Source organism: Rugamonas violacea (assembly GCF_016461825.1).
In the GTDB taxonomy this organism is placed as follows: Bacteria; Pseudomonadota; Gammaproteobacteria; order Burkholderiales; family Burkholderiaceae_D; genus Rugamonas.
Genome location: NZ_JAEMNU010000083.1, coordinates 1 through 20,675, shown reverse-complemented (window position 1 = coordinate 20,675; position 20,675 = coordinate 1). Strand labels below are relative to the sequence as shown.

General features: G+C 67.6%; 22 protein-coding genes. 18 read left to right on the top strand and 4 right to left on the bottom strand.

Going from position 1 to position 20,675, the window contains the following annotated elements; translation table 11 throughout:
• The first annotated feature begins 5 nt into the window (after window positions 1-5).
• From H7U20_RS16065 to H7U20_RS16040, 6 genes are all read left to right on the top strand, one after another.
• Window positions 6-311: an integration host factor subunit beta gene (locus tag H7U20_RS16065; protein ID WP_008446215.1), complete on the top strand. Its 306-nt coding sequence runs from the start codon at window positions 6-8 to the stop codon at window positions 309-311.
• Between the two features lie 142 nt (window positions 312-453).
• Complete coding sequence (locus H7U20_RS16060; RefSeq protein WP_199760164.1) at window positions 454-759, top strand: LapA family protein; 306 nt, start codon at window positions 454-456, stop codon at window positions 757-759.
• A 36-nt stretch (window positions 760-795) separates the two neighbouring features.
• Entirely contained in the window at window positions 796-1,971 is a 1,176-nt protein-coding gene (gene lapB, locus H7U20_RS16055; protein ID WP_199760163.1) for a lipopolysaccharide assembly protein LapB, read from the top strand.
• Window positions 1,972-2,192: 221 nt separating this feature from the next.
• A complete protein-coding gene (locus H7U20_RS16050) occupies window positions 2,193-3,560 on the top strand; it encodes a UDP-glucose dehydrogenase family protein (protein ID WP_199760162.1) in 1,368 nt (455 codons plus the stop codon).
• A gap of 9 nt (window positions 3,561-3,569) precedes the next feature.
• Window positions 3,570-4,517, top strand: a complete 948-nt coding sequence (rfaE1, locus tag H7U20_RS16045) for a D-glycero-beta-D-manno-heptose-7-phosphate kinase (RefSeq protein WP_199760161.1) — start codon at window positions 3,570-3,572, stop codon at window positions 4,515-4,517.
• Window positions 4,518-4,702: 185 nt separating this feature from the next.
• Complete coding sequence (locus tag H7U20_RS16040; protein WP_199760160.1) at window positions 4,703-5,170, top strand: ComEA family DNA-binding protein; 468 nt, start codon at window positions 4,703-4,705, stop codon at window positions 5,168-5,170.
• A gap of 131 nt (window positions 5,171-5,301) precedes the next feature.
• Here the strand turns inward: H7U20_RS16040 and H7U20_RS16035 are convergent, their stop codons facing one another.
• Genes H7U20_RS16035 through H7U20_RS16020 form a run of 4 tightly spaced genes read right to left on the bottom strand, consistent with a single transcriptional unit; the run spans window position 5,302 to window position 7,746 of the window.
• A complete protein-coding gene (locus H7U20_RS16035; protein WP_199760159.1) occupies window positions 5,302-6,063 on the bottom strand; it encodes a hypothetical protein in 762 nt (253 codons plus the stop codon).
• Window positions 6,060-6,971 (bottom strand): signal peptidase I, encoded by a 912-nt coding sequence (gene lepB / locus H7U20_RS16030; RefSeq protein ID WP_199760158.1) that lies wholly within the window; start codon window positions 6,969-6,971, stop codon window positions 6,060-6,062. Before lepB ends, H7U20_RS16035 begins: the two co-directional genes overlap by 4 nt.
• Window positions 6,972-6,983: 12 nt before the next feature.
• Window positions 6,984-7,208: a hypothetical protein gene (locus H7U20_RS16025; RefSeq protein WP_199760157.1), complete on the bottom strand. Its 225-nt coding sequence runs from the start codon at window positions 7,206-7,208 to the stop codon at window positions 6,984-6,986.
• Window positions 7,201-7,746, bottom strand: coding sequence for an RNA polymerase sigma factor (locus H7U20_RS16020; protein WP_199760156.1), 546 nt, complete (start codon window positions 7,744-7,746; stop codon window positions 7,201-7,203). The genes H7U20_RS16025 and H7U20_RS16020 overlap by 8 nt, the downstream gene beginning before the upstream one ends.
• Window positions 7,747-8,255: 509 nt before the next feature.
• On the opposite strand from H7U20_RS16020, the gene H7U20_RS16015 reads away from it, so the two are divergent.
• The 12 genes from H7U20_RS16015 to H7U20_RS30795 form a co-directional block, all read left to right on the top strand.
• Window positions 8,256-8,540: a pilus assembly protein gene (locus H7U20_RS16015; RefSeq protein WP_199760155.1), complete on the top strand. Its 285-nt coding sequence runs from the start codon at window positions 8,256-8,258 to the stop codon at window positions 8,538-8,540.
• Between the two features lie 20 nt (window positions 8,541-8,560).
• Window positions 8,561-9,898, top strand: a complete 1,338-nt coding sequence (locus H7U20_RS16010; protein ID WP_199760154.1) for a pilus assembly protein TadG-related protein — start codon at window positions 8,561-8,563, stop codon at window positions 9,896-9,898.
• Window positions 9,899-9,909: 11 nt separating this feature from the next.
• Window positions 9,910-10,866 (top strand): hypothetical protein, encoded by a 957-nt coding sequence (locus tag H7U20_RS16005; RefSeq protein WP_199760153.1) that lies wholly within the window; start codon window positions 9,910-9,912, stop codon window positions 10,864-10,866.
• Window positions 10,863-11,693, top strand: a complete 831-nt coding sequence (locus H7U20_RS16000; protein WP_199760152.1) for a hypothetical protein — start codon at window positions 10,863-10,865, stop codon at window positions 11,691-11,693. Before H7U20_RS16005 ends, H7U20_RS16000 begins: the two co-directional genes overlap by 4 nt.
• A complete protein-coding gene (locus H7U20_RS15995; protein WP_199760151.1) occupies window positions 11,690-12,424 on the top strand; it encodes a hypothetical protein in 735 nt (244 codons plus the stop codon). The genes H7U20_RS16000 and H7U20_RS15995 overlap by 4 nt, the downstream gene beginning before the upstream one ends.
• Window positions 12,421-12,615: a hypothetical protein gene (locus tag H7U20_RS15990; protein ID WP_199760150.1), complete on the top strand. Its 195-nt coding sequence runs from the start codon at window positions 12,421-12,423 to the stop codon at window positions 12,613-12,615. The genes H7U20_RS15995 and H7U20_RS15990 overlap by 4 nt, the downstream gene beginning before the upstream one ends.
• A 2-nt stretch (window positions 12,616-12,617) precedes the next feature.
• Window positions 12,618-13,601 (top strand): Flp pilus assembly protein CpaB, encoded by a 984-nt coding sequence (gene cpaB, locus H7U20_RS15985; RefSeq protein WP_199760149.1) that lies wholly within the window; start codon window positions 12,618-12,620, stop codon window positions 13,599-13,601.
• A 39-nt stretch (window positions 13,602-13,640) separates the two neighbouring features.
• A complete protein-coding gene (locus H7U20_RS15980; protein ID WP_233410801.1) occupies window positions 13,641-15,428 on the top strand; it encodes a type II and III secretion system protein family protein in 1,788 nt (595 codons plus the stop codon).
• Window positions 15,429-15,436: 8 nt separating this feature from the next.
• Window positions 15,437-17,296: an ATPase, T2SS/T4P/T4SS family gene (locus H7U20_RS15975; protein ID WP_199760148.1), complete on the top strand. Its 1,860-nt coding sequence runs from the start codon at window positions 15,437-15,439 to the stop codon at window positions 17,294-17,296.
• Window positions 17,293-18,153: a type II secretion system F family protein gene (locus H7U20_RS15970; RefSeq protein ID WP_370593163.1), complete on the top strand. Its 861-nt coding sequence runs from the start codon at window positions 17,293-17,295 to the stop codon at window positions 18,151-18,153. Before H7U20_RS15975 ends, H7U20_RS15970 begins: the two co-directional genes overlap by 4 nt.
• Before the next feature lie 48 nt (window positions 18,154-18,201).
• Complete coding sequence (locus H7U20_RS15965; protein ID WP_199760147.1) at window positions 18,202-19,134, top strand: type II secretion system F family protein; 933 nt, start codon at window positions 18,202-18,204, stop codon at window positions 19,132-19,134.
• Between the two features lie 26 nt (window positions 19,135-19,160).
• The coding region (locus H7U20_RS30795) for a DUF192 domain-containing protein (protein ID WP_199760146.1) at window positions 19,161-20,675 on the top strand (1,515 nt) is incomplete at its 3' end.

Below are 20,675 nucleotides of genomic sequence, written 5' to 3'. Positions count from 1 at the left end.
CGTAGATGACCAAGTCCGAGTTGATCAACCGCCTGGCTGAGCGCTATTCTCAGCTGGTGGCCAAGGATGCGGAGTACGCCGTCAAGACGATTCTCGACGCGATGACCAACGCCCTGGCGACCGGTCAGCGCATCGAGATCCGCGGTTTTGGCAGCTTTGCTCTGAATAGCCGGCCGCCACGCATCGGACGCAATCCGAAGTCGGGCGACAAGGTGATGGTGCCGGAAAAACGGGTGCCGCACTTCAAGCCGGGCAAGCAATTGCGCGAGCGGGTCGACGCGATGGTCGGGCAACCGATCATCGAGGACTGAAGCGTCTACCACCGATGGATGTAAAAAAGCGGCGTCCCTGGATGCCGCTTTTTTTTGTTCCCGTCGGGAATTTTTTGAAGTATTTGCTTTCTTGTGCGACACTGGCGCACACTGAAATACAGACAGAACAGGAACCAAGCAGATGAAATTTCTTTCCACTATCGTTGGATGTGTTCTCTTCGTTTTGTTTTTTGGTTTTGCATTGAAAAACACGCAGGAAGTCGATCTGCGCTTTTTCCTCAACTATGAACTACGCGGCCCCCTGGTGCTGCTGCTGCTGGGCTTCTTCGCGGCCGGCGCCGCCCTCGGCGTGCTGGCGCTGACGCCCACCGTGTTCCGCCACCGGCGCGAAGCGAACAAACAAAAATCCACCATCCACACGCTGCAATCGTCGGCGCAGCAGGGCAGCACCCCGCCGCAGCCGGACAGCGTCAACACGCAGCAGTAATGCCGCCCGCAAGCCAACAACAACAACAAACACAGCATGGAATTTGAACTCTGGTGGTTATTGGGTATCCCGGTCTTTTTCGGACTGGGCTGGATCGCTGCGCGGGTCGACATCCGCCAACTGGTCGCCGAGTCGCGCACCCTGCCGCGCGGCTATTTCAAGGGCTTGAACTTCCTCCTCAACGAGCAGCCCGACAAGGCCATCGACGCCTTCATCGAGATCGTCAAGCTGGACCCGGAGACGGCCGATATGCACTTCGCGCTGGGCAACCTGTTCCGCCGCCGCGGCGAGACCGAGCGCGCCATCCGCGTCCACCAGAACCTGTTGTCGCGCCCCGACCTGCCGCAGGAGCAGAAGGAGCACGCCGAGTACGAGCTGGGCATGGATTACCTGAAGGCCGGCCTGCTCGACCGCGCCGAGGAGACCTTCAACCGCCTGACCGGCAGCCAGTACGCGGTGCAGGCGCGCCGCGCGCTGCTGGAGATCTTCCAGCGCGAGAAGGAATGGCCGCGCGCCATCGAGGCGGCGCTGGGCCTGCAGGAGGCCGGCGCCGGCTCGCGGCAGAAGGAAGTGGCGCAGTTTTATTGCGAGCTGGCGCAGGACGCGCTAGTCCACCTGCATCCCGAGGACGCCTTGCCGCTGCTGGAGAAGTCGCTGCAGATCGACCGCACCAACGTGCGCGCGACGATGCTGGTGGGCGACGCCCAGCTGGCCCAGGGCGACGTCGAGGGCGCGCTGTTGAGCTGGCGCCGCGTCGAGCAACAGAGCGTGCCGCACGTGGCCCTGGTGGCGCAGCGCCTGATGGACGGCTACCGCAAGGTCGGCCGGCCGCAGGAGGGCGTCAACCTGCTCAAATCGTATCTGGAGCAGGCCTCGTCGATCGACCTGATCGAGGTGGTCTTCAAGGCCGTGCTGGAGCTGGACGGCGTCGAGGCGGCCAAACAGTTGGTCAGCGCCGAGCTGCGCCGCACGCCGACCCTGCTCGGCCTCGACAAGCTGCTCGAGGCGCGTCTGATGGACGCGCCGGCGGCGTTGGTGTCCGAGCTGTCGATGGTGAAGAACCTGGTGCACGGTTACACGCAGAAGTTGGCGCGTTACCAGTGCAGCCACTGCGGCTTCAAGGCGCGCCAGTTCTATTGGCAGTGCCCCGGTTGCAGCCGCTGGGAGACCTACCCGCCACGGCGCACCGAAGAATTGAATGTAATGAATTAAGCGGACCGTAGCCGTCGTTCCGCATCGGCGGACCGCCGCGCAGGCGGGAAGCCATGCCCCGCCGGCCGGATGTGACGGGGCATGCCTGTACTGCGCCACGTTAGCGCCCATGCTGACGTCGGCGGGAAGCCATGTTCTGTATGGGTTCCCGCGTGCGCGGCGGTCCGCCGATGCGGAACGACGTCGGTCTGCAGTCAACTTTAAGTGAAGGCGGAACCTCTATGAAAATCACCATTATTGGCACCGGCTATGTAGGCCTGGTGACCGGCGCCTGCCTGGCCGAGCTGGGCAACGACGTCTTCTGCCTCGACGTCGACGCGAAGAAAATCGCCATGCTCAACGCCGGCGGCATCCCGATCCACGAGCCGGGCCTGGAGGAAGTCGTCGCGCGCAACCGCGCCGCCGGCCGCCTGCAGTTCTCCACCGACATCGCCGCCTCGGTGGCGCACGGCACCCTGCAGTTCATCGCCGTCGGCACGCCGCCCGACGAGGACGGCTCGGCCGACCTGCAATACGTGCTGGCCGCCGCCAAGAGCATCGGCCAACACATGACCGAGTTCAAGGTTATCGTCGACAAGTCCACCGTGCCGGTCGGCACGGCCGACCGCGTCAAGGCCGCCGTGCAGGCCCAGCTCGACGCCCGCGCCGAGGGCGCCAAGTTCTCCGTCGTGTCGAATCCCGAGTTCCTCAAGGAAGGCGCGGCGGTCGAGGACTTCATGCGGCCCGACCGCATCGTCATCGGCTGCGACAGCAGCGCCGAGGGCTCGCGCGCCCATGGCCTGATGAAGAAGCTGTACATGCCCTTCAACCGCAACCACGAGCGCACCTTCTGGATGGACGTGCGCTCGGCCGAGTTCACCAAGTACGCCGCCAACGCCATGCTGGCCACCCGCATCTCCTTCATGAACGAGCTGGCCAACCTGGCCGACCAGGTCGGCGCCGACATCGAGGCGGTCCGCCACGGCATCGGCTCCGACCCGCGCATCGGCCACAGCTTCCTCTACGCCGGCGCCGGCTACGGCGGCTCCTGCTTCCCGAAAGACGTGCAGGCGCTCGAACGCACCGCGCGCCAGTACGACCAGGACCTGCTGATCCTGCGCGCCGTCGAGGCGGTCAACGACAAGCAGAAGCTGGTGCTGGGCCAGAAGGTGGCCAAGCGCTTCGGCGACGATTTGAGCGGCAAGCACTTCGCCGTCTGGGGTCTGGCCTTCAAGCCGAACACCGACGACATGCGCGAGGCGCCGGCCCGCGTGCTGCTCAAGCAGCTGCTCGACGGCGGCGCCAGTGTCGCCGTGTACGACCCGGTCGCCATGGCCGAGGCCAAGCGCGTGCTGGCGCTCGATTTCAACGCCGAACAACTGGCCCGCATCCGCTTCGCCAGCAGCCCGATGGACACCCTGACCGGCGCCGACGCGCTGGTCATCGTCACCGAGTGGAAGGCCTTCCGCAGCCCGGACTTCGACCGCATCAAGGCGACGCTGAACAATGCCGTCATCTTCGACGGCCGCAACCTGTTCGAGCCGCAGGTGATGGCCGAGGCGGGTTTCGAGTACCACGGTATCGGCCGTTCCGTGCTGACCCGCAGCTGAGAGGACGCCATGCCCAATACCCTGACTCAATTCGTCGCGCCGGCGCTGGACCAGGTGCGCATCCTGGTGGTCGGCGACGTCATGCTGGACCGCTACTGGTTCGGCGAGGTGGCCCGCATCTCGCCCGAGGCGCCGGTGCCGATCGTGCGCATCGAGAAGCGTGAAGCGCGCCTGGGCGGCGCCGCCAACGTGGCGCGCAACGCCGCCGCGCTGGGTGCCCACGCCGGCCTGCTCGGCGTGGTCGGCAACGACGAAGCCGGCAGCGAGGTCGAGCAGCTGCTCGCCGCCGGCGGCATCCACAGCTACCTGAAGCGCGACGAGGCGATCTCCACCATCATCAAGCTGAGGGTCATCGGCCGCCAGCAGCAGATGCTGCGCATCGACTTCGAAGAGGCGCCGACCGACACCGTGTTGCGCGACAAGCTGATGCAGTTCAAGGCGCTGCTGCCGGACTACGACGTGATCGTGCTGTCGGACTATGCCAAGGGCAGCCTGGTCAACGTGGCCGACATGATCGCCTCGGCGCGCGCCGCCGGCAAGGTGGTGATGGTCGACCCGAAGGGCGACGACTTCGGCCGCTACGCCGGCGCCACCGTGCTGACACCGAACAAGTCGGAGATGCGCCGCATCGTCGGCCACTGGAACAGCGAGGAACAGCTGACCGCCAAGGCGCAGCAGATGCGCCGCGAGCTGCGGCTCGACGCGCTGTTGCTGACCCGTTCGGAGGAGGGCATGACCCTGTACACCGAGAACGAGAACATCAACATGCCGGCCGCCGCGCGCGAAGTGTTCGACGTCTCCGGCGCCGGCGACACGGTGATCGCCACCATGGCCGCCATGCTGGGCGCCGGGCGTAGCTGGAACGAGGCGGTCAAGACGGCCAACCGCGCCGGCGGCATCGTGGTCGGCAAGCTGGGCACGGCCACCGTCACGCGCGAGGAGCTGTTCGGCCAATAAGCCGTTCAGATGGCTTGTGGCGTCGTTGCGGTTCCAGGCCGCGGCGGCGCGCTGCCGGCCCGCGATTTGATCTGAATCCAATCGCTATCATGTTTGTCGGTCAACCGATCACAGCGTCGGCCGTTAAAGTGGCTCAAGGCGCGGCCTTCGCCCTTGCTTTTTCCACCCACCACGGAGATACAGACATGTTCAAGAAACTACTGCTGGTAGTTGCCACACTGATCGCAACGATGGGCTTTGCGTTTGCTCAGGTCGACGTCAACAAGGCCGACGCGGCCGCGCTGGACAGCATCAAGGGCATCGGTCCGGCCAAGTCCAAGGCCATCATCGAGGAGCGCAGCAAGGGCGGCGAGTTCAAGGACTGGGCCGATCTGGAGAAACGCGTCAAGGGCATCGGCGAGAAGAGCGCCGTCAAGTTGTCGGAAGCCGGCTTGCAGGTGAACGGCAAGGCGAAGGATGGCGCCGCCGCCAAGCCTGCCGCCGAGAAACCGGCCAAGGCCGCCAAAGCTGAGAAGGCCGAGAAGGCTGAGAAACCGGCCAAGGCGGCTGCCGCCATGCCGGCCGCGACGCCTGGCGCCGCCACCGCCTCGGTGCCGGTCAAGGGCGCCGCCGCCGACAAGGCTGCGGCAGCGGATGCGCCGAAGAAAAAGTAAGCTGGTCGCTGTGTTGCCGTGTCGTGGCCGTCAGGCCACGTCGGCAAAACCACCCGCCGGTGCGAGCCGCGCGGGTTTTTTTACGCCGATGGTGGTCGTGCCCACGAAGTCGGCATTTTCAAGTGCCCAATTTACTCCGTGTGTGGGTTCTTTTTTAGGGCCTTGAGCAAATCATCCTCGTTCGGCGGGCGGGCGAAGATCTGTTGCACGCTCAAGCCATTGTTGATGAGATAGCTTACTTCGAGTTGGAAGCGCCGATATAAGCCACTTCGACGAATATCGAGAAGCTGGTCGTCGCTCATCAGCAAGCGTCGATTTTCCGCGAAGTCGAAATTGCCACCTTTGCCAACGTAATCGGCATAACCCTCGGTCAGCCATATCGGATGGCGAAAGTACATCAGCCGGCCAAATTCGCGCGATTCGATAATGTGCGCTGCTTCATGCGCGATGAAGTAAGACAGCGGCCGCACCGCGGCATCATTCAGCGGCCCGCCATCGGGCGCGTTGAGACGATTGGCGGCGATATCGGAGGAGCGCAGGTAGACGTTGCGGGTCAAGATGGTGTCGGCGCCGCCGCCGATTTTGCTGGTAAAGTGGCCGCCATACAGCCACATGCGCCAGTTTGCATTGCAGAAGAAGACCCTGATCGTCCAGTCCGGCTTGTATAGCTCCGAGGTACGCAAGCGCCGTGTCGTATCGTCGAGCACGCTGGAAATTTCGGGCGGAATGGCTTGGTCCGACCAAATTTCATAGTTCTGGTAGACCATGTGATGTGAGAATAACGGTCGCGGAAACGCCAGCGCGGCGACGTAGGCAAACACCAGGCATGCCACCGTTGATGCCGCACGTTTGATGTATTTCATGCCCATGGCGCGTTTCGACAGCGCAGTCATTCGAGCACTTTCCCAATCCGTTCAACCCGCAGGCCATCGGCTCCGGTCGAGAACCAGACCTGCCGCGCCTTACCGACCACGTCGGCCAATGGCACCGTGCCAAATGAACGGGAATCGAGACTGTTGCCGCGGTTGTCGCCCAACACAAAAACCTGACCGGCCGGCACGGTGAAATCGGCGGCGGGCGCCGCCTCGGACGCAGCGGCCCATTGCACCCGCCAGCGCCTTGCACCGGCCTGTTCCGCGCTGGTGCCGTTGGCGTCGATCGGCGCCGCCGCTGTGGTCAGCGGCTTGCCGTTGACCGCCACCATCCTGTCGCCAATCTGAATCCGGTCGCCGGGCAGGCCGACGATGCGCTTGATGTAAATCTGCGTGCGGTCGTTCGGATAGACGAACAGGGCGATATCGCCGCGCGCGACTGGCGATTTGCAGCCGGCGCAGTTGTAGCGCTTGTCGGCGAAAAAGTAGTCGCCTTGCTTCACGCTCGGTTCCATGCTGGTCGACGGCACACGGTAGGGCTCGACTTGATGCTCACGCATATACATGGTGAGCAACGGCAGCCCGACAAAATCGCACAGGATGAGGGTCAGAAAATAGGCCGCGCCGGTCTGCCACGGCTTCAGGACATGGTTGTCGAAGCGGCGAGCGGTGCGCCATGCATCGGCCATCCCGCCCAGCCACAGCCCGATCGCCAGCAGCAGGCTGAGTGCCAAGGTCGGCGCCATCAATGGCGCCGGCAGATACAGCGCGGCCAGCGCGATCATCGGTATGCTGACGATGGCGAAACCGAGAAACAGCCAAATTGCCTTTTCCGCCTGGCCGTTATAGAGCTGCCCAAAGCCTGGCAAAACCAGTGACATCAAGGCGGCGCGCCACGGTTTGCGCGCTGTGATTTCAAGGTGGTTCATGGTCTTTCCTCTTTAACCGGCAGCCGAAGCCGACCACATTCCAAACAAGAACGCCGCCAGCTGCGTGGCGCCCAGAATGCCGCCCACAACCAGGACCAGGCCCTGCAGTTTTTCCAGCCAGCCGGAGTGGCGCTGCGGCAGCGGCAGAAACTGGACACGCCGCATGACGCCTTGTGTGAAGTTGTCCGGCACATCCAGCAACGGCGTGCTCAACAGCGCATCGAGATCCTTATCCATCGTTTTCCTCCAATAGTTGCTTGAGTTTTTCCTTGGCGCGATGCAGGCGGGTCTTGAGCGCGCCGACGCTGCATGCTTCGATGCGCGCCACCACCGCAAGGTCCATTTCCTCGATGTAGGCCAGGGCCAAGGCGCTGCGTTCCTGCAGCGAGAGCCGGTGCAAGGCCGCTTGCAGACGCTGTCGCTGCTGCTTGCCGGCCAGTTGCGCCTCCGGTTGCGGGCGCTCGCATGCCGGCTCGGCGACATCGTCCAGCACGGCGTTCTCGCGCCGGTGCGCCGCCCGCTCCAGCTCGTGCAGGGCCAGGTTGCGCGCGATGGTGAACAGCCAGGTGGAAAACGCGGCCAGGCTCGGATCAAAATCAGCCAGCTTGCGCCAGGCGCGCAGAAAGGTCTCCTGGGCGATTTCTTCGGCATGCGCGGAACTCAATGCCATGCGCCCCAAAAAGCCGAACAACGGGCGCTGGTAATGCGCCACGACCTGCGCGAACGCTTGCCGGTCTCCATTGTTGATGCGTTCTAAAAGGGCTCGTATATCCACGCTGCTTTCCGGTTGATCTGAGCGTTATACCGCTCAACTCGGCAAAGGTTACACAAGTGGGCGATTTATTTTGTGGCGGGGTGGCATCGGGCATGCAACTGATCGCTGCCGTGGCTGAGCAAGGATGGGGGAGGGCGACTAGCAAGAACTGACGGCGGTATGTATCCGCACAGAAACCTGCCGGCTCCGCCGAGCGGGGTTTTTATACATTCCAGACGGCCGCCAGACCTTGAGGATAGTCAATCTTGATAGCCACACGATTGAAGAGTAGCAAATAAACATCAAAAAACATTGAATTAAGGTGAATATTTTCATTGTGACAATTCGCGCATATGTGCGCCCCTTCTCATCCATAAGATGTGCCCTTCTTTCAAGCGGGCGCGTCTGTACGCTTCGCTGCAATTCCGTTTGGCAGGTTTTTCCACGTTCTTTTTTGGAACGAGTATTGCTACTTGGATATTGTTTTTCCATGCAGATATTTCTATCAATTTTCACTCCAAGGGGAACACATGAACATCCGCGCATTGAAACGCAAGCAGACCGGCCAGGGCATGACCGAGTACATCATCATCGTCGCGCTCATCGCCGTGGCGGCCATCGCCGTCACCCAGTTGTTCGGCGCCACCATCCGCAACCAAATGGCCGGCATCGCCAAAGAGGTTTCCGGCACCAACGGCACCGCCGCCATCACCCAGTCGGGCACGGCGGCCACGGCGGCGGTGGCGGCGGCCAAGGACAACAACAAGAACACCTTGTCGACCTTCGGCGACCAGGCCACCACCGGCAAGCAGTAAGCCGAGCAGCCAAGGCCGCCATGTTTTCGTCCCGCACTCCGCACCGCTCGATACCGCGCCGCGCCCGTCAAACCGGGCAGGCGCTGGTGTATGGCTTGTTCGTGCTGATCGCCGGCCTGGTGGCCTTGTTTTTCATGTTTAACACCGGCCAGCTGACGGCGGAGAAGACCAAGCTGGTCAACACCGCCGACGCGGTGGCCTACAGCGCCGCCGTGATGCACGCCCGCGCGCTCAATTTCGACGCCTACACCAACCGCGCCTTGATGGCCAACGAGGTGTTGGCGGCACAGATGGTCAGCGTGTCGTCCTGGCTCGAGTACGCCGTCGAGCACTCGGAAAGCGTGACGCCGCTGAACTGCCTGACCTATTATTCGGTGCCGCTCGTGCTGGTGATGAGCAAGTACGAATTGCTGTGCGCCTTCCTTTCCGTGCCCACCGTTCCCGCCGGGCTGGAAGGCCTGCAACAGGTGGTCGACGGCGTCGCCCCGGTCGCGATGGCGGTGTCCGAGCTGGCCAAGGCCGCCCTGCAGACTTCGCAACTGACCATGTATGCCAGCTTCCTGCCGGCGCGCCAGCAACTGCTGCGCCAGGTGGCCGACGCCAACTACGCCGGCATCGGCCCGGTGAAGGTCGACACCGTGCCGCTGCTCGACAATTACAGTCTGTTCGATGGCAAGCCTTTTATCGCCCCCTACAACGGCAACGATCGCACCCGCTTCAAGGATGCCGAGACGCGGGCCGCCTACAAGGACGGCTTCGTCGCCGGCCGCAACTGGGATTCGCGCTCGCCGTGGCCGTGCATTCCCGGCCTGGTGCGCGGCATCGCCAACCGCAGCGGCAGCACCGCGCTGCAGGGCTTCGACGATTGGACCGCCAGCGACAGCGCCTACTTCCGCACCGAACGCATGCGGGGCTGGCTCCTCAAGTGCCGTGGCAACAGCATGAGCCTGGGCGACGGCTACCGCTCGGCCAAGGACTGGGGCTACAGCGGCGTGCCGAATTTCTTCGACCTGTCGAGCGTCGCGCTGGGCTATACGCCGGACAACACCGACGTCAACAAGCGCGATCCGCGCCTGAAATTCGCCATCCGCCTGACCCGCGCCAACACCGACGCCGCCACCTCGACCGGCACCTCGCAGGTCAAGCCGAGCGGCCGCATGGAGGTCTTCCAGGGCGCCGAGGCGAAGGGCGTGATGGCCGCCGTCTCCAGCTCCGAGGTGTACTTCGAGCGCATGGCCCCCAACCCGCAGGGCAAGGAGCTGCCCAGTCTGTTCAACCCCTACTGGCAGGCCCACCTGATCGCCACTCCGCCGGCCGTGCTGGCCGCCGCCGTCGCGCTGCAAAACAGTCCGCCATGAAAGATCCCACCATGAACCCAACAATCTGGCGCGCCGCCGCCAAGGGCGCGCCGAACCTGAGCGACGGCGCCGCGCGCCGATGGCCGGGCGCGTTGCCGGCCGGCCGCCTGGCGAAGTTGCCGATGTTGCCGATGTTGCCGATGCTGGCACTGTGGGCCGGCGCCGTGGCGCCGCTGGCGCAGGCCGCCAGCGAGGCGGAGGAGGCGATGCGCAAGGCGCCGATGCCGCACCAGATCTACCAGCGCGGCGGCGTGCCGGTGGCGGTGCATCGGGCCCGGCTGGACGGCCAGCAGAACAGCCCCGGCGGCGAGGCGGCCGCGCTGGCAGGCCTGCGCCAACTGGTGCAGCAATGCGTCGCCAGCCACCCGGGCGCCGGCGCTTCGCTGCATCCGCCGACGCAGTGGCCCGAGCACGTGTTGGCGCTGCGCGAGGACCACTACATGGCGGCCAACCGCAGCATCACCTATTTCAACAGCGTGGCCCACGCCGTGCGGCCGGACGACTGCGCGCTGCTGGCGCGGCCGGTGTCGCGCGCCGTGCTGGTGTCGAGCAAGGGCAGTTGCCAGATCGACCTGTTGCGCAAGACGGCGCGCGGGGTCTGCGACGCCGGCGGCCACGCCGACGCCGCCGGCGAGCCGCGCGGCGCGGCGGCGGCCTTGTCCGGCGCCGCCGCCGGGCTGGGCGGCGTGCGCACCGGCCAGTTCAAGAATGTCGCCGGAGTGCGCTGCGAGATATGGCGGCAGAGCGCGTTCGAAGCCACGCTGTGCTTCGCCGACGGCGGCGCCTTCGCCCCGGCGCGCGCCGCCGGCAACGCCGGCTGGGCCGGCCTGCTGCTGGAGACCGACAGCCAGATGGGCCGCAAGATGAGCGCCGTCGAGGCCAAGCTCGACAGCGAAGTCAACAGCGCCGTGTTCACCCCCTACAACGGCGACGGTTTCAGCATCAGCGCCAAAGGGGCCGCCAAATGAGGCGCCTCGCCGTCCAGCGCGGCCAGGCGCTGGCCGAGTTCGTCGTCGTGGCGCTGGCCCTGGTGCCGCTGTTCCTGCTGATGCCGGTGCTGGGCAAGTACCAGGACATCGCCCACGCCACCGAAATGGCCAGCCGCTACGTCGCCTTCGAGGCGATCAACAACAACGGCGGCATGAGCAGCTTCAAGGCGCCGGCGCGGCTGGAGGACGAGGTGCGGCGCCGCTTCTACAGCAACTCCGACGCGCCCATCAAGAGCGGCGACACGGCCGGCGACTTCATGGCCAACCAGAACCTGTTCTGGCGCGATCCGCAGGGCGGCGCCTTGATCCGCCGTTTCAGCGACGTCACGGTCAGCTTCGGCAGCGTGCAGGGCGCCGACCATGCCGCCGCCTTCAGCGCCGCCGCCGACAAGCAGCCCTTCACCACCTTCGGCCTGCTCGACGTGCCGAAGCGCCTGCAACTGGAGGCGCCCGGCGTCTACACCGCCAACGTCAGCGTGCTGCTGGCCAACCTGTCCGACCTGGGCGGCAGCTACGCCAGCACCTACCAGCAATTCTCCGCCATCAACCTGAGCGTCACGCGCCACACCAGCGTGCTGGTCGACAGCTGGACCGCCGCCGGCCCGGCCCAGGTGAGCGGCCGCATCGACGATAAGCTGCTGTTCCCCGGGCATATGCTGCGCCCGTTCAAGGCGCCGCTGGCGGTGGCGGTGAACCTGGTCGAGATGCCGGCCTGCCTGCCGGGGACCTGCCCGAAAAGCAAGCTGCCGCAAATCGGCGAGTTGACCTTCTGGGAGGACGTGGTGCCCGGGGACCGTCTCCAATGAGCCGCCGCCTGCTCGCGATCCTGCTGGCGCTGGCCGTCGGCGGCGCCGCCGCCGCCGAGTGGCCGGTGGTGGCGCTGCCGCCCGGCGCCCAGCCGATCAGCATGGGGCCGCAAATGCTGGCCGGCGGCGTGCCGCTGCGCCTGCAGGGCTTTGTCGCCGAGGCCTCGCCGGCCGGCGTCGCCGCCTGGTTCCGCCGCCAGTTGGGCCGGCCGCTGGTGGAGAACCAGGTCGGCGGCAAGCTGGTGCTGGGCGGCGCGCGCGGCGGCCACTACATCACCGTGCAACTCGGCGCCGACGGCCAGCGCACGCGCGGCGTGGTGGCGGTGGCCGACCTGCGCACCGCCGCCGCGCGGCGCGGCGCCAACCAGGCCGCCCACGAGCGGCTGCTGGCCCGCTTCCCGTCGGGGACGCGCATCGTCAGCGCGCTCGACTCGGTCGACGGCGCGCGCAGCGCGCGCCACGTCGTGCTGTCGAACGGCTACAGCGAGGAGGTCAACCGCGCCCGCCTGGTGGCCATGCTGCGCGAGGAGGGCATGGCGCTGGAGCGCGAGGCGCGCGCCGGCGCGCTCGGCACGCAAGCGCTGCCGGCCGGCGCCGCCGCCGGCAGCACCCTGTTTTTCAGCGGTCCGGGCAAGGAGGCCATGGCCGTCATCAGCCGCGGCGGCGACAACCACGTCAACGTCGTTCTCAACACCATCAACACTATCGCCACCATGGAGCCATACAAATGACCCGCCGCCAATCCGGCCACGCCACCCTGGAGTACATCGTGGTCGGCGCCATGCTGGCCTTCGCCCTGTTCGTGCCGATCGGCGGCGACGCCGCCAGTCCCGACAGCGCCCGCAGCACCGTGCAAATCGTGCTGGAGTGCTTCCACCGCGCCTATCAGAACATCAGTTACGCCCTTTCACTGCCGAGCTAATCATGAACCTAGACCGTATCAAACGACTGCGCCATTTCCGTCCCGGTAAAACCTGGCTCGTGCTCGGCATCGCGCTGGCCATCGGCGGCTTGGCCGCCTTCGCCGCGCGCAGCTACCTGAGCAACCAGGTGGCGGTGATCGAGGCGCGCGGCAAGGGCAAGAGCGTGCAGGTGGTGGTGGCCAAGGTCGACATCGCGCGCGGCGTCAAGCTGGACAACCACAACGTCGCGGTGCGCAACGTGCCGGCCGAGTTCGCGCACTCGGTGGCCGTGCTGCCGGACGACTTTCCGCGCATCGACGGCCAGGCGCTGGCCTTCCCGGTCAAGGCCGGCGAGATGATCCTGTGGGGCCTGGTGGAGAGTCCGAAGGCGCCGGCGTTCTCGTCGCGGGTGGAGAGCGGGCGCCGCGCCATGACGGTGCCGGTCGACGAGATCAACTCGATCTCCGGCATGCTCGAACCGGGCGATTTGATCGACCTGATCGTCACCGTCGAGCAGGCCGGCAAGAAGCTCACCTTCCCGCTGCTGCAGCGGGTGCCGGTGATGGCCACCGGCCAGCGCGCCGCCGACGACGCCCAGTCGGGCGACCGCCGCCAGTACTCCACCGTCACCGTCGACACCACGCCGGCGCAGGCGCAGAGCCTGATCATGGGGCGCGAGGTGGGCAAGCTGACGGCGCTGCTGCGCAATCCGCAGGACGACCAGCCGATCGGCAACGAGACCGTCGACCTGGCCGCGCTGCTCGGCATGAAGGGCAGCCTGAAGGCCGGCCCGGGCGGCGGCCGCGGCGGCCGCGGCGACGCCGTGGCGGCGGGGCCGTCGATGGTGCCTGTCATCTACGGCAACGGCAAGATGCCGCCCGAGGCGGTCTACCTGCGGCGCGCCGCCAGCCGCGCCAAGGGCGCCGCGCCGGCCGCCCCGGCGCCGGCCGACGAAGCAGAAGAAGCGGCGCCGCGCGCCGCCATCCCAACCATCGGCATGCGCTAAGCGCGCGCCGAGCAGCAGCGGAAAAGAATCCTCACCATCATGAATCAAACCACGAAAACCAGCCGCCCTTGTGGCGGCAACGGCGCCGCTTTGCCGCTCGCCTGGTGCCTGCTGCTGGCCGGCGCGCCGTTCGCCAGCGCCGCCACCAGCGCCAGCGCCGCCACCGCCGCCGCGCCGACGGCGGGCGCCGTGACGCCCGCCGCCGCAGTGGCGCCGGCACGCGCGCCGGGCAGCGCCGCGCCGGCCGCCAACGCCGGCGTCAACAGCATCGCCAGCTTCAACGCCGGCGCCGTCCCAGGCGGCGTCGGCAACCCGGCCGCGCCGGCGGCGGCCGGGGCGGCCGGCAAGGGCGCCGGCACGCCGGCGCTCGAATTGCGCAACCCGATCACCGAGTCGGCGAAGGGCAAGTCCAAGCGCGCCGCGCTCAAGACGGTCGAACCCTACACGCCGATCGGCGAGCAGGGCGACCTGACGCCGGTGCCGGAGATCGAGATGTATGTCGGCGAGTCGCGCGTCTTCCCCACGCCGGGCGTGGCCCGCATCGCCGTCGGCAACGGCCAGATCCTGAACGCCAGCGCGCTCGACGACAAGGAGGTGATCGTCTTCGCCAACGGCATCGGCGTGTCCTCGCTGTTCGTCTGGCACGAGGACGGCCGCTACCAGCGCATCAAGGTCAACATCGTGCCCGGCGAACGCAGCCGCATCACGCGCGAGGTGGCCAGCTTTTTGCAGCACATCCCCAAGACCACCGCCACGGTGGTCGGCGACAAGGTGATCGTCGAGGGCGACGAGTTGTCCGACGGCGACCGCGAAAAAATCGCCGAGCTGGCCAAGCGCTATCCGCAGATCGTCAACTTCACCAGCCCGATCGGCTGGGAGCAGACGGTGCTGATGGACGTCAAGGTGGTCGAGTTCCCCAAGAACGAGCTGCGCGAGCTGGGCCTGAAATGGAACCCGACCGGCGGCGGCGCCATCGGCGCGATCTGGATGCCGGGCGGGCGCGGCGACGTCAACGGCGTCGACATGGGCGGGCGGCAGATCGCCATCACCGCGCCGGCCGGCCGCTTGCCGCCGATCGGGCCGATCGACACCACCAAGGGCAATGGCGTCGGGCTGCCGAGCAACCTGACCATTCTCAGCGCCGTCAACATGGGCCTGAACGCCCAGCTCAACGCGCTCGAACAGAACGGCAGCGCCAGCATCCTGGCCGAGCCGCAGTTGTCGACCCGCAGCGGCTACAAGGCCAGCTTCCTGGCCGGCGGCGAGTTCCCCTATTCGGTGACCAACCTGAATGGCGTGACCATCGTCTTCAAGTCTTACGGCATCAAGCTGGAGATCGAGCCCAGGGTCGGGCGCAACGGCGTGATCCGCGCCGAGATCGACTCCGAGGTCAGCTCCTTGGACACCTCGGTGCCTTCGGTGGCCGGGCCGGCGCTGCTGACGCGGCGCACCAAGACCGAGTTCAACGTGCGCACGGGCGAGACCATCGTGTTGTCCGGCCTGCTCCAGCGCAGCAGCAGCAACGACATCGACAAGGTGCCGCTGCTGGGCGACCTGCCGGTGCTGGGCGCACTGTTCCGCTCCAAGCGTTTCCAGAACAAGGAGACCGAGTTGGTGGTCTTCGTCACGCCGACCGTGGTCGATCCGCGCTCGCCCGGGCTGGTCGAGCGCGTCGAGCGCGCCGGCCAGCGGCTGGGCGAGAAGATGGGCCGCTCGCCCTACCTGAGCGAGCCGCTGCAGCCCGGCAGCGACGCCGGCAAGGTGTTCGCGCCGAGCGCGCCCGCCGCCGCCACCGCCACCACGCCGGCCGCGCCGGACCGTCAATAGGAGTCGCCATGCTGGAAATCGAAATCATCGCCGCCGACGGCGCCACCCGCATCGTCGAGGCGCCCGACGAGTCCATGTTGGGCAAGGGCGCGCAGAACGAGGTCAGGCTCGACAGCTGGCGCGTGAGCAAGGAGCACGCCCGCCTGTACCGCACGCCGGGCGGCGTGCTGGTGCAGGACATGGGTTCCTACGGCGGCCTGTTCGTCAACGGCGCCCGGGTCGAATCGCAGCAGGGGCCGCTGGCGGCCAGCGACGTGGTGAGCATCGGCCCGTTCAAGCTGCGCGTGCTCAACAGCTTCCCCGAGCCGGAGCTGGTGCAGGCGGCGGCGCCGCAGTCGCGCTCGGCCTCGGCGCCGCAGCGCAACCGCATGGCCACCGAGCAGATCCAGGCCTCGCGGGTGCTGGCCGAACAGGCCCGCCAAACGGCGCAGCAGGCGCGCCGGAGCGCGCCGGCGGGCGCCGAGGCGGCGCCGGCGCCGGGCTTCGCCGTCGTGCTCAGCGTCGACCCGCGGCGCAAGGAGCTGGAGTTCGAATGGCGCAAGCGGGTGCACGCCAAGCTGCTCGACACCATGGACCTGCGCCGCCACGACGTCTCCAGCATGAGCGACGCCCAGTTGCGCGGCGAGACCAGCCGGGTGATCCGCGAGATCCTGCTGGAGATGGAGGCCGACCTGCCGCGCGAGTTGGACCGCGAGGTGCTGTGCCGCCAGGTGCTCGACGAGGCGGTCGGCCTGGGGCCGCTGGAGGAGCTGCTGGCCGACGACAGCGTCAGCGAGATCATGGTCAACCGCTACGACGAGATCTACGTCGAGCGCGACGGCCGCCTGGAGCGCCACGCCATGACCTTCACCGGCGACCGCGCCGTGCTCGGCGTGATCGAGCGCATCGTCGCGCCGCTGGGCCGGCGCATCGACGAGTCCTCGCCGATGGTCGACGCGCGGCTCAAGGACGGCTCGCGCGTCAACGCCATCATCGCGCCGCTGGCGCTGAAAGGGCCGGCGCTGACCATCCGCAAGTTCGCCAGCCGCCGGCTGAGCGCCGCCGACCTGGTCGACTTCGGCGCGCTCAGCCCGGACATGGCGGCCTTCCTGCAGATCTGCGTCGAGGCGCGCAAGAACATCATCGTCTCCGGCGGCACCGGCTCGGGCAAGACGACGCTGCTCAACATCCTGTCGAACTTCATCCCCGACAGCGAACGCATCATCACGGTGGAGGACGCGGCCGAACTCAAGCTGCACCACGAGCACCTGATCAGCCTGGAGTCGCGCCCGCCCAACGTCGAGGGCAAGGGCGGCGTGCAAATCCGCGACCTGGTCAAGAACACGCTGCGCATGCGGCCCGACCGCATCGTCGTCGGCGAGTGCCGTGGCGCCGAGGCGCTCGACATGCTGCAGGCGATGAACACCGGCCACGAGGGCTCGCTGACCACGCTGCACGCCAACACGCCGCGCGACGGCCTGGCGCGGCTGGAGACGATGGTGCTGATGGCCGGCATGGACCTGCCGCTGACGGCGATCCGCGAGCAGATCGCCTCGGCGGTCGACCTGGTGGTGCAGCAGAGCCGTTTTGCCTGCGGCTCGCGCAAGGTGACCAGCATCACCGAGCTGACCGGCATGGAGAGCGGCAAGATCCAGATCCAGGAGATCTTCCGCTTCGTCAGCCAGGGCTACGGCCCGGCCGACCAGAACGGCTTGCGCCGCGTGCAGGGTTACTTCAGCGGCTGCGACATGGTGCCGGCCTTCTACGAGGAGCTGCGCGCCGTCGGCGGCCGGCTCGACATGGACATCTTCAAGCCGGCGCCGACGCCCGGCGAGACGCTCGAACGGCGCGACTGGCGCACCCGCGGCGCGGACAGGCGGGCCCTGTGAGCGGCAACGCGACGGTGCTGTTGATCAGCGTGGTGATCGCGCTGGCGGCCGCGCTGCTGGCCTGGTTCCTCATCGAGGTGGGCGGCGCCACGCTGCGGCGTTACCGCGCCAACTTCACCGAGCGGGCCCAGTTCCAGGTGCGCGAGTTCTTCCTGTTCATCGACCCGCGCCAGCTGTTCGTGCTGAACCTGGCGGCGATGGCGCTGGGCGCCGTGCTGGCCTGGCTGGCCAGCGGCAGCCTGCTGCTGGCGCTGGCCGGCTTCGTCACGCTGGCCAGCGCGCCGCGCCTGTTGTACGGCGCCATGCGGCGCCGGCGCATGCGCCAGTTCGAGCACCAACTGCCCGACGCGCTGATGATGCTGGCCGGCGCCATGCGCGCCGGCGCCGGCTTCGGCACGGCGCTGGCCCAGTTGCTGGTCGAGGCGCCGGCGCCGCTGGGCCAGGAGTTTTCGCTGATGCTGCGCGAACAGCGCATCGGCGTCACCCTCGAACAGAGCCTGAACAACCTGGCGCACCGGGTGCCGACCCAGACCACGGTGCTGGTGGTGTCGGCCATGCGCATCGCCGCCGAAACCGGCGGCGGCCTGGCCGAGACGCTCGAACGCACCGCCGGCACCATCCGCAGCCGCTTGCAGATGGAGGGCAAGATCCGCGCGCTGACCGCGCAGGGCAAGCTGCAAGCCTGGGTGGTCGGCCTGCTACCGGTGGCGCTGGCGCTGGTGCTGGGCAAGATGGAGCCGGCCGCGATGGATCTGCTGTGGCACAGCCGCACCGGCTGGGCCACGCTGGCCGTGCTGGTGGTGCTTGAGGCGATGGGCGTCTACGTGATCCGCAAGATCATCGCCATCGATGTCTGAACCGCCGCGCCGCCATCCCACACCGAGCCAACACCCGAGGAGAAACCCATGCAAGAACTGTTAATCGAACACGGCAACGGCGTCATCGCGCTGCTGGCGCTGGCCTGCGGCCTGTCGGTCGCGCTGTGCGTCTGGCTGCTCAGCGCCGCGCTGGCCGGCGTGCCGCGCGAGGACCGCGCCTACAAGGACCCGCCGCCGCTGGGCTTCCGCCTGGCCTGGTGGCCGATCCAGTGGGTCAGCCACTTCGTCGCGCCGCTGCTGTCGGCCGACCACCAGGCCAGGATACTGGCGCGCCTGCGCCAGGCCGGGCTGGACTACACGGTCACCCCGCCGCAGTTGGTCGGCGCCCGCCTGGTCGGCGCCGCGCTGGTGGCGGCGTTGTGCTGGTGGGGCGTGGGCAGCTTCGAGCACGCCCGCGACGGCGAGGCCGGCCTGCCGCTGGCGCTCTACCTGGAGATTGCCGGCGGCGGCGCGCTGCTCGGCTTCTTCTATCCCTCGTTTTGGCTGCGCGACCTGATGCGGGAACGCCGCAGCGAGTTGTTCAAGACGCTGCCGTTCTACCTCGACATCATCACCCTGTGCGTCGAGGCCGGCCTGAACCTGCAGGGCGCGCTGCACCAGGCGGTGGCCAAGGGGCCGCGCGGCGTGCTGCGCACCGAGATCCAGCGCGTGCTGCGCGACATCCGCGCCGGCAAGGCGCGCGCCGAGTCGATGCGGGCGATGGCCGAGCGCCTCAACGAGAGCAACGTGACGCAGTTCATCACCGCCGTGATCCAGGCCGAACGCATGGGCATGAACCTGGGGCCGGTGCTGCGCGCCCAGGCCGAGCAGCGCCGCGCCGAGCGCTTCCTGCGTGCCGAAAAGCTGGCCATGGAGGCGCCGGTGAAGATGCTGTTCCCGCTGATCGCCTTCATCTTCCCCTGCACCTTCATCGTGCTGGCCTTCCCGATCGCCATGAAGTTCCTACATCCGGGCACCTGAACCCCGCCGCCATGACCGAGTCCACCATGTTCCAGCCAACCGCCGCGCCGCCGCGCACACCAGACGGCGCCAGCCTGCTCAGCCGCAGCGGCGTCCACCACCTCGACGTGCGCCGCGCCGCCACCTTCGGCGCGCGCCTGCGCGGCCTGATGCTGCGCCCGCCGCTGGCGCCCGACGCCGGCCTGCTGCTGGCCGACTGCCCCGGCGTGCACACCGCCTTCATGCGCTGCGCCATCGATCTGCTGTACCTCGACCGCCACGGCGTGGTGCTCAAGTGCGTCGCCGATCTGCGGCCCTGGCGCGCCAGCGACAGCCGCGCCGGCCGCGACGCCGCCGGCCGGCGCCACCGCCGCGCCGCCCACACGCTGGAGCTGGCCGCCGGCAGCATCGCCCGCTGGCAGCTGGCGCCGGGCGACCGGCTGCGCCATCCGCTGTGGTTCGCCCCGGCCGCGCCGCCGCCGCGCCAGCCGGGCCGGCGCCAGCGCGGCGCGGCGCTGATCGAGCTGGTGGTGGTCGGCCCGCTGCTCACCATGATGGGCCTGGGCGTGACCCAGTACAGCCAGCTGTTCTTCGCCAAGAACCAGCTCAACCACGCCACCATGCTGGCGGCGCGCGCCGGCAGCGTCGGCAACGCCAGCATCGACAGCATCAAGCAGGCCTACGCCGCCGGCCTGGTGCCGCTGTTCGGCGGCGGCAGCAACGCCGCCGAGCTGGCCGAGTCGCTGGCCAACGCGCGCAAGTCGGTGGACGAAAACGCCTATGTCGACATGCTCAATCCGACCAAGGAGGCCTTCGCCGACTTCAACGATCCGGCCCTGCAGGCGACGTTGAAGACCGGCAGCAAGCGCGTCATCTCCAACCGTGGCCTGGCCTTCAAGTCGCAGCAGGTCGGCGCCACGTCGGGCGAGACCATCCAGGACGCCAATTTGATCAAGCTGCGCATCATCCACGGCATCAGCCCGGCGGTGCCCATCGTCGGGCGCATCTACAAGGCCTACTTGCAGTGGCAGGACACCGGCGAGGACCCGCGCATGACCAACCTTATCAGCAAGGGCCTGGTGCCGGTGGTCAGCCACGTCACGCTGCAGATGCAGTCCGACGCCATCGAGCCGGCCACGCCGACCTCCTCGCCCGGCGCCGGCAACGGCGGCAGCCCGACCGACCCGGGCGACCCGCCGGTGACGTCGCAGCCGCCGCCGGATTGTCCGCAGGGCAGTTGCGGCGAGAGCCCGCCGCCGACGCCGCCCGGCGACGGCGGCTACTGCCAGGCGCCCATCGTCACCAACCTGAGCGCCGACACGCTGTTCGGCTTCGACCAGGCCAACCTGCAGATCTCCGGCATCCTGCAGCTGAAGAGCCTGCTGGCGAGCGCCCGTGGCCAACACTACGATTCGCTGACGGTGACCGGCTACACCGACCAGATCGGCAGCGACGCCTACAACCTGGACCTGTCGCGTCGCCGCGCCCAGGCGGTGCGCGACTACCTGATCGACAACGGCCTGGTGGTCGACCACGTCGACGTGGTCGGCGCCGGCGCCACC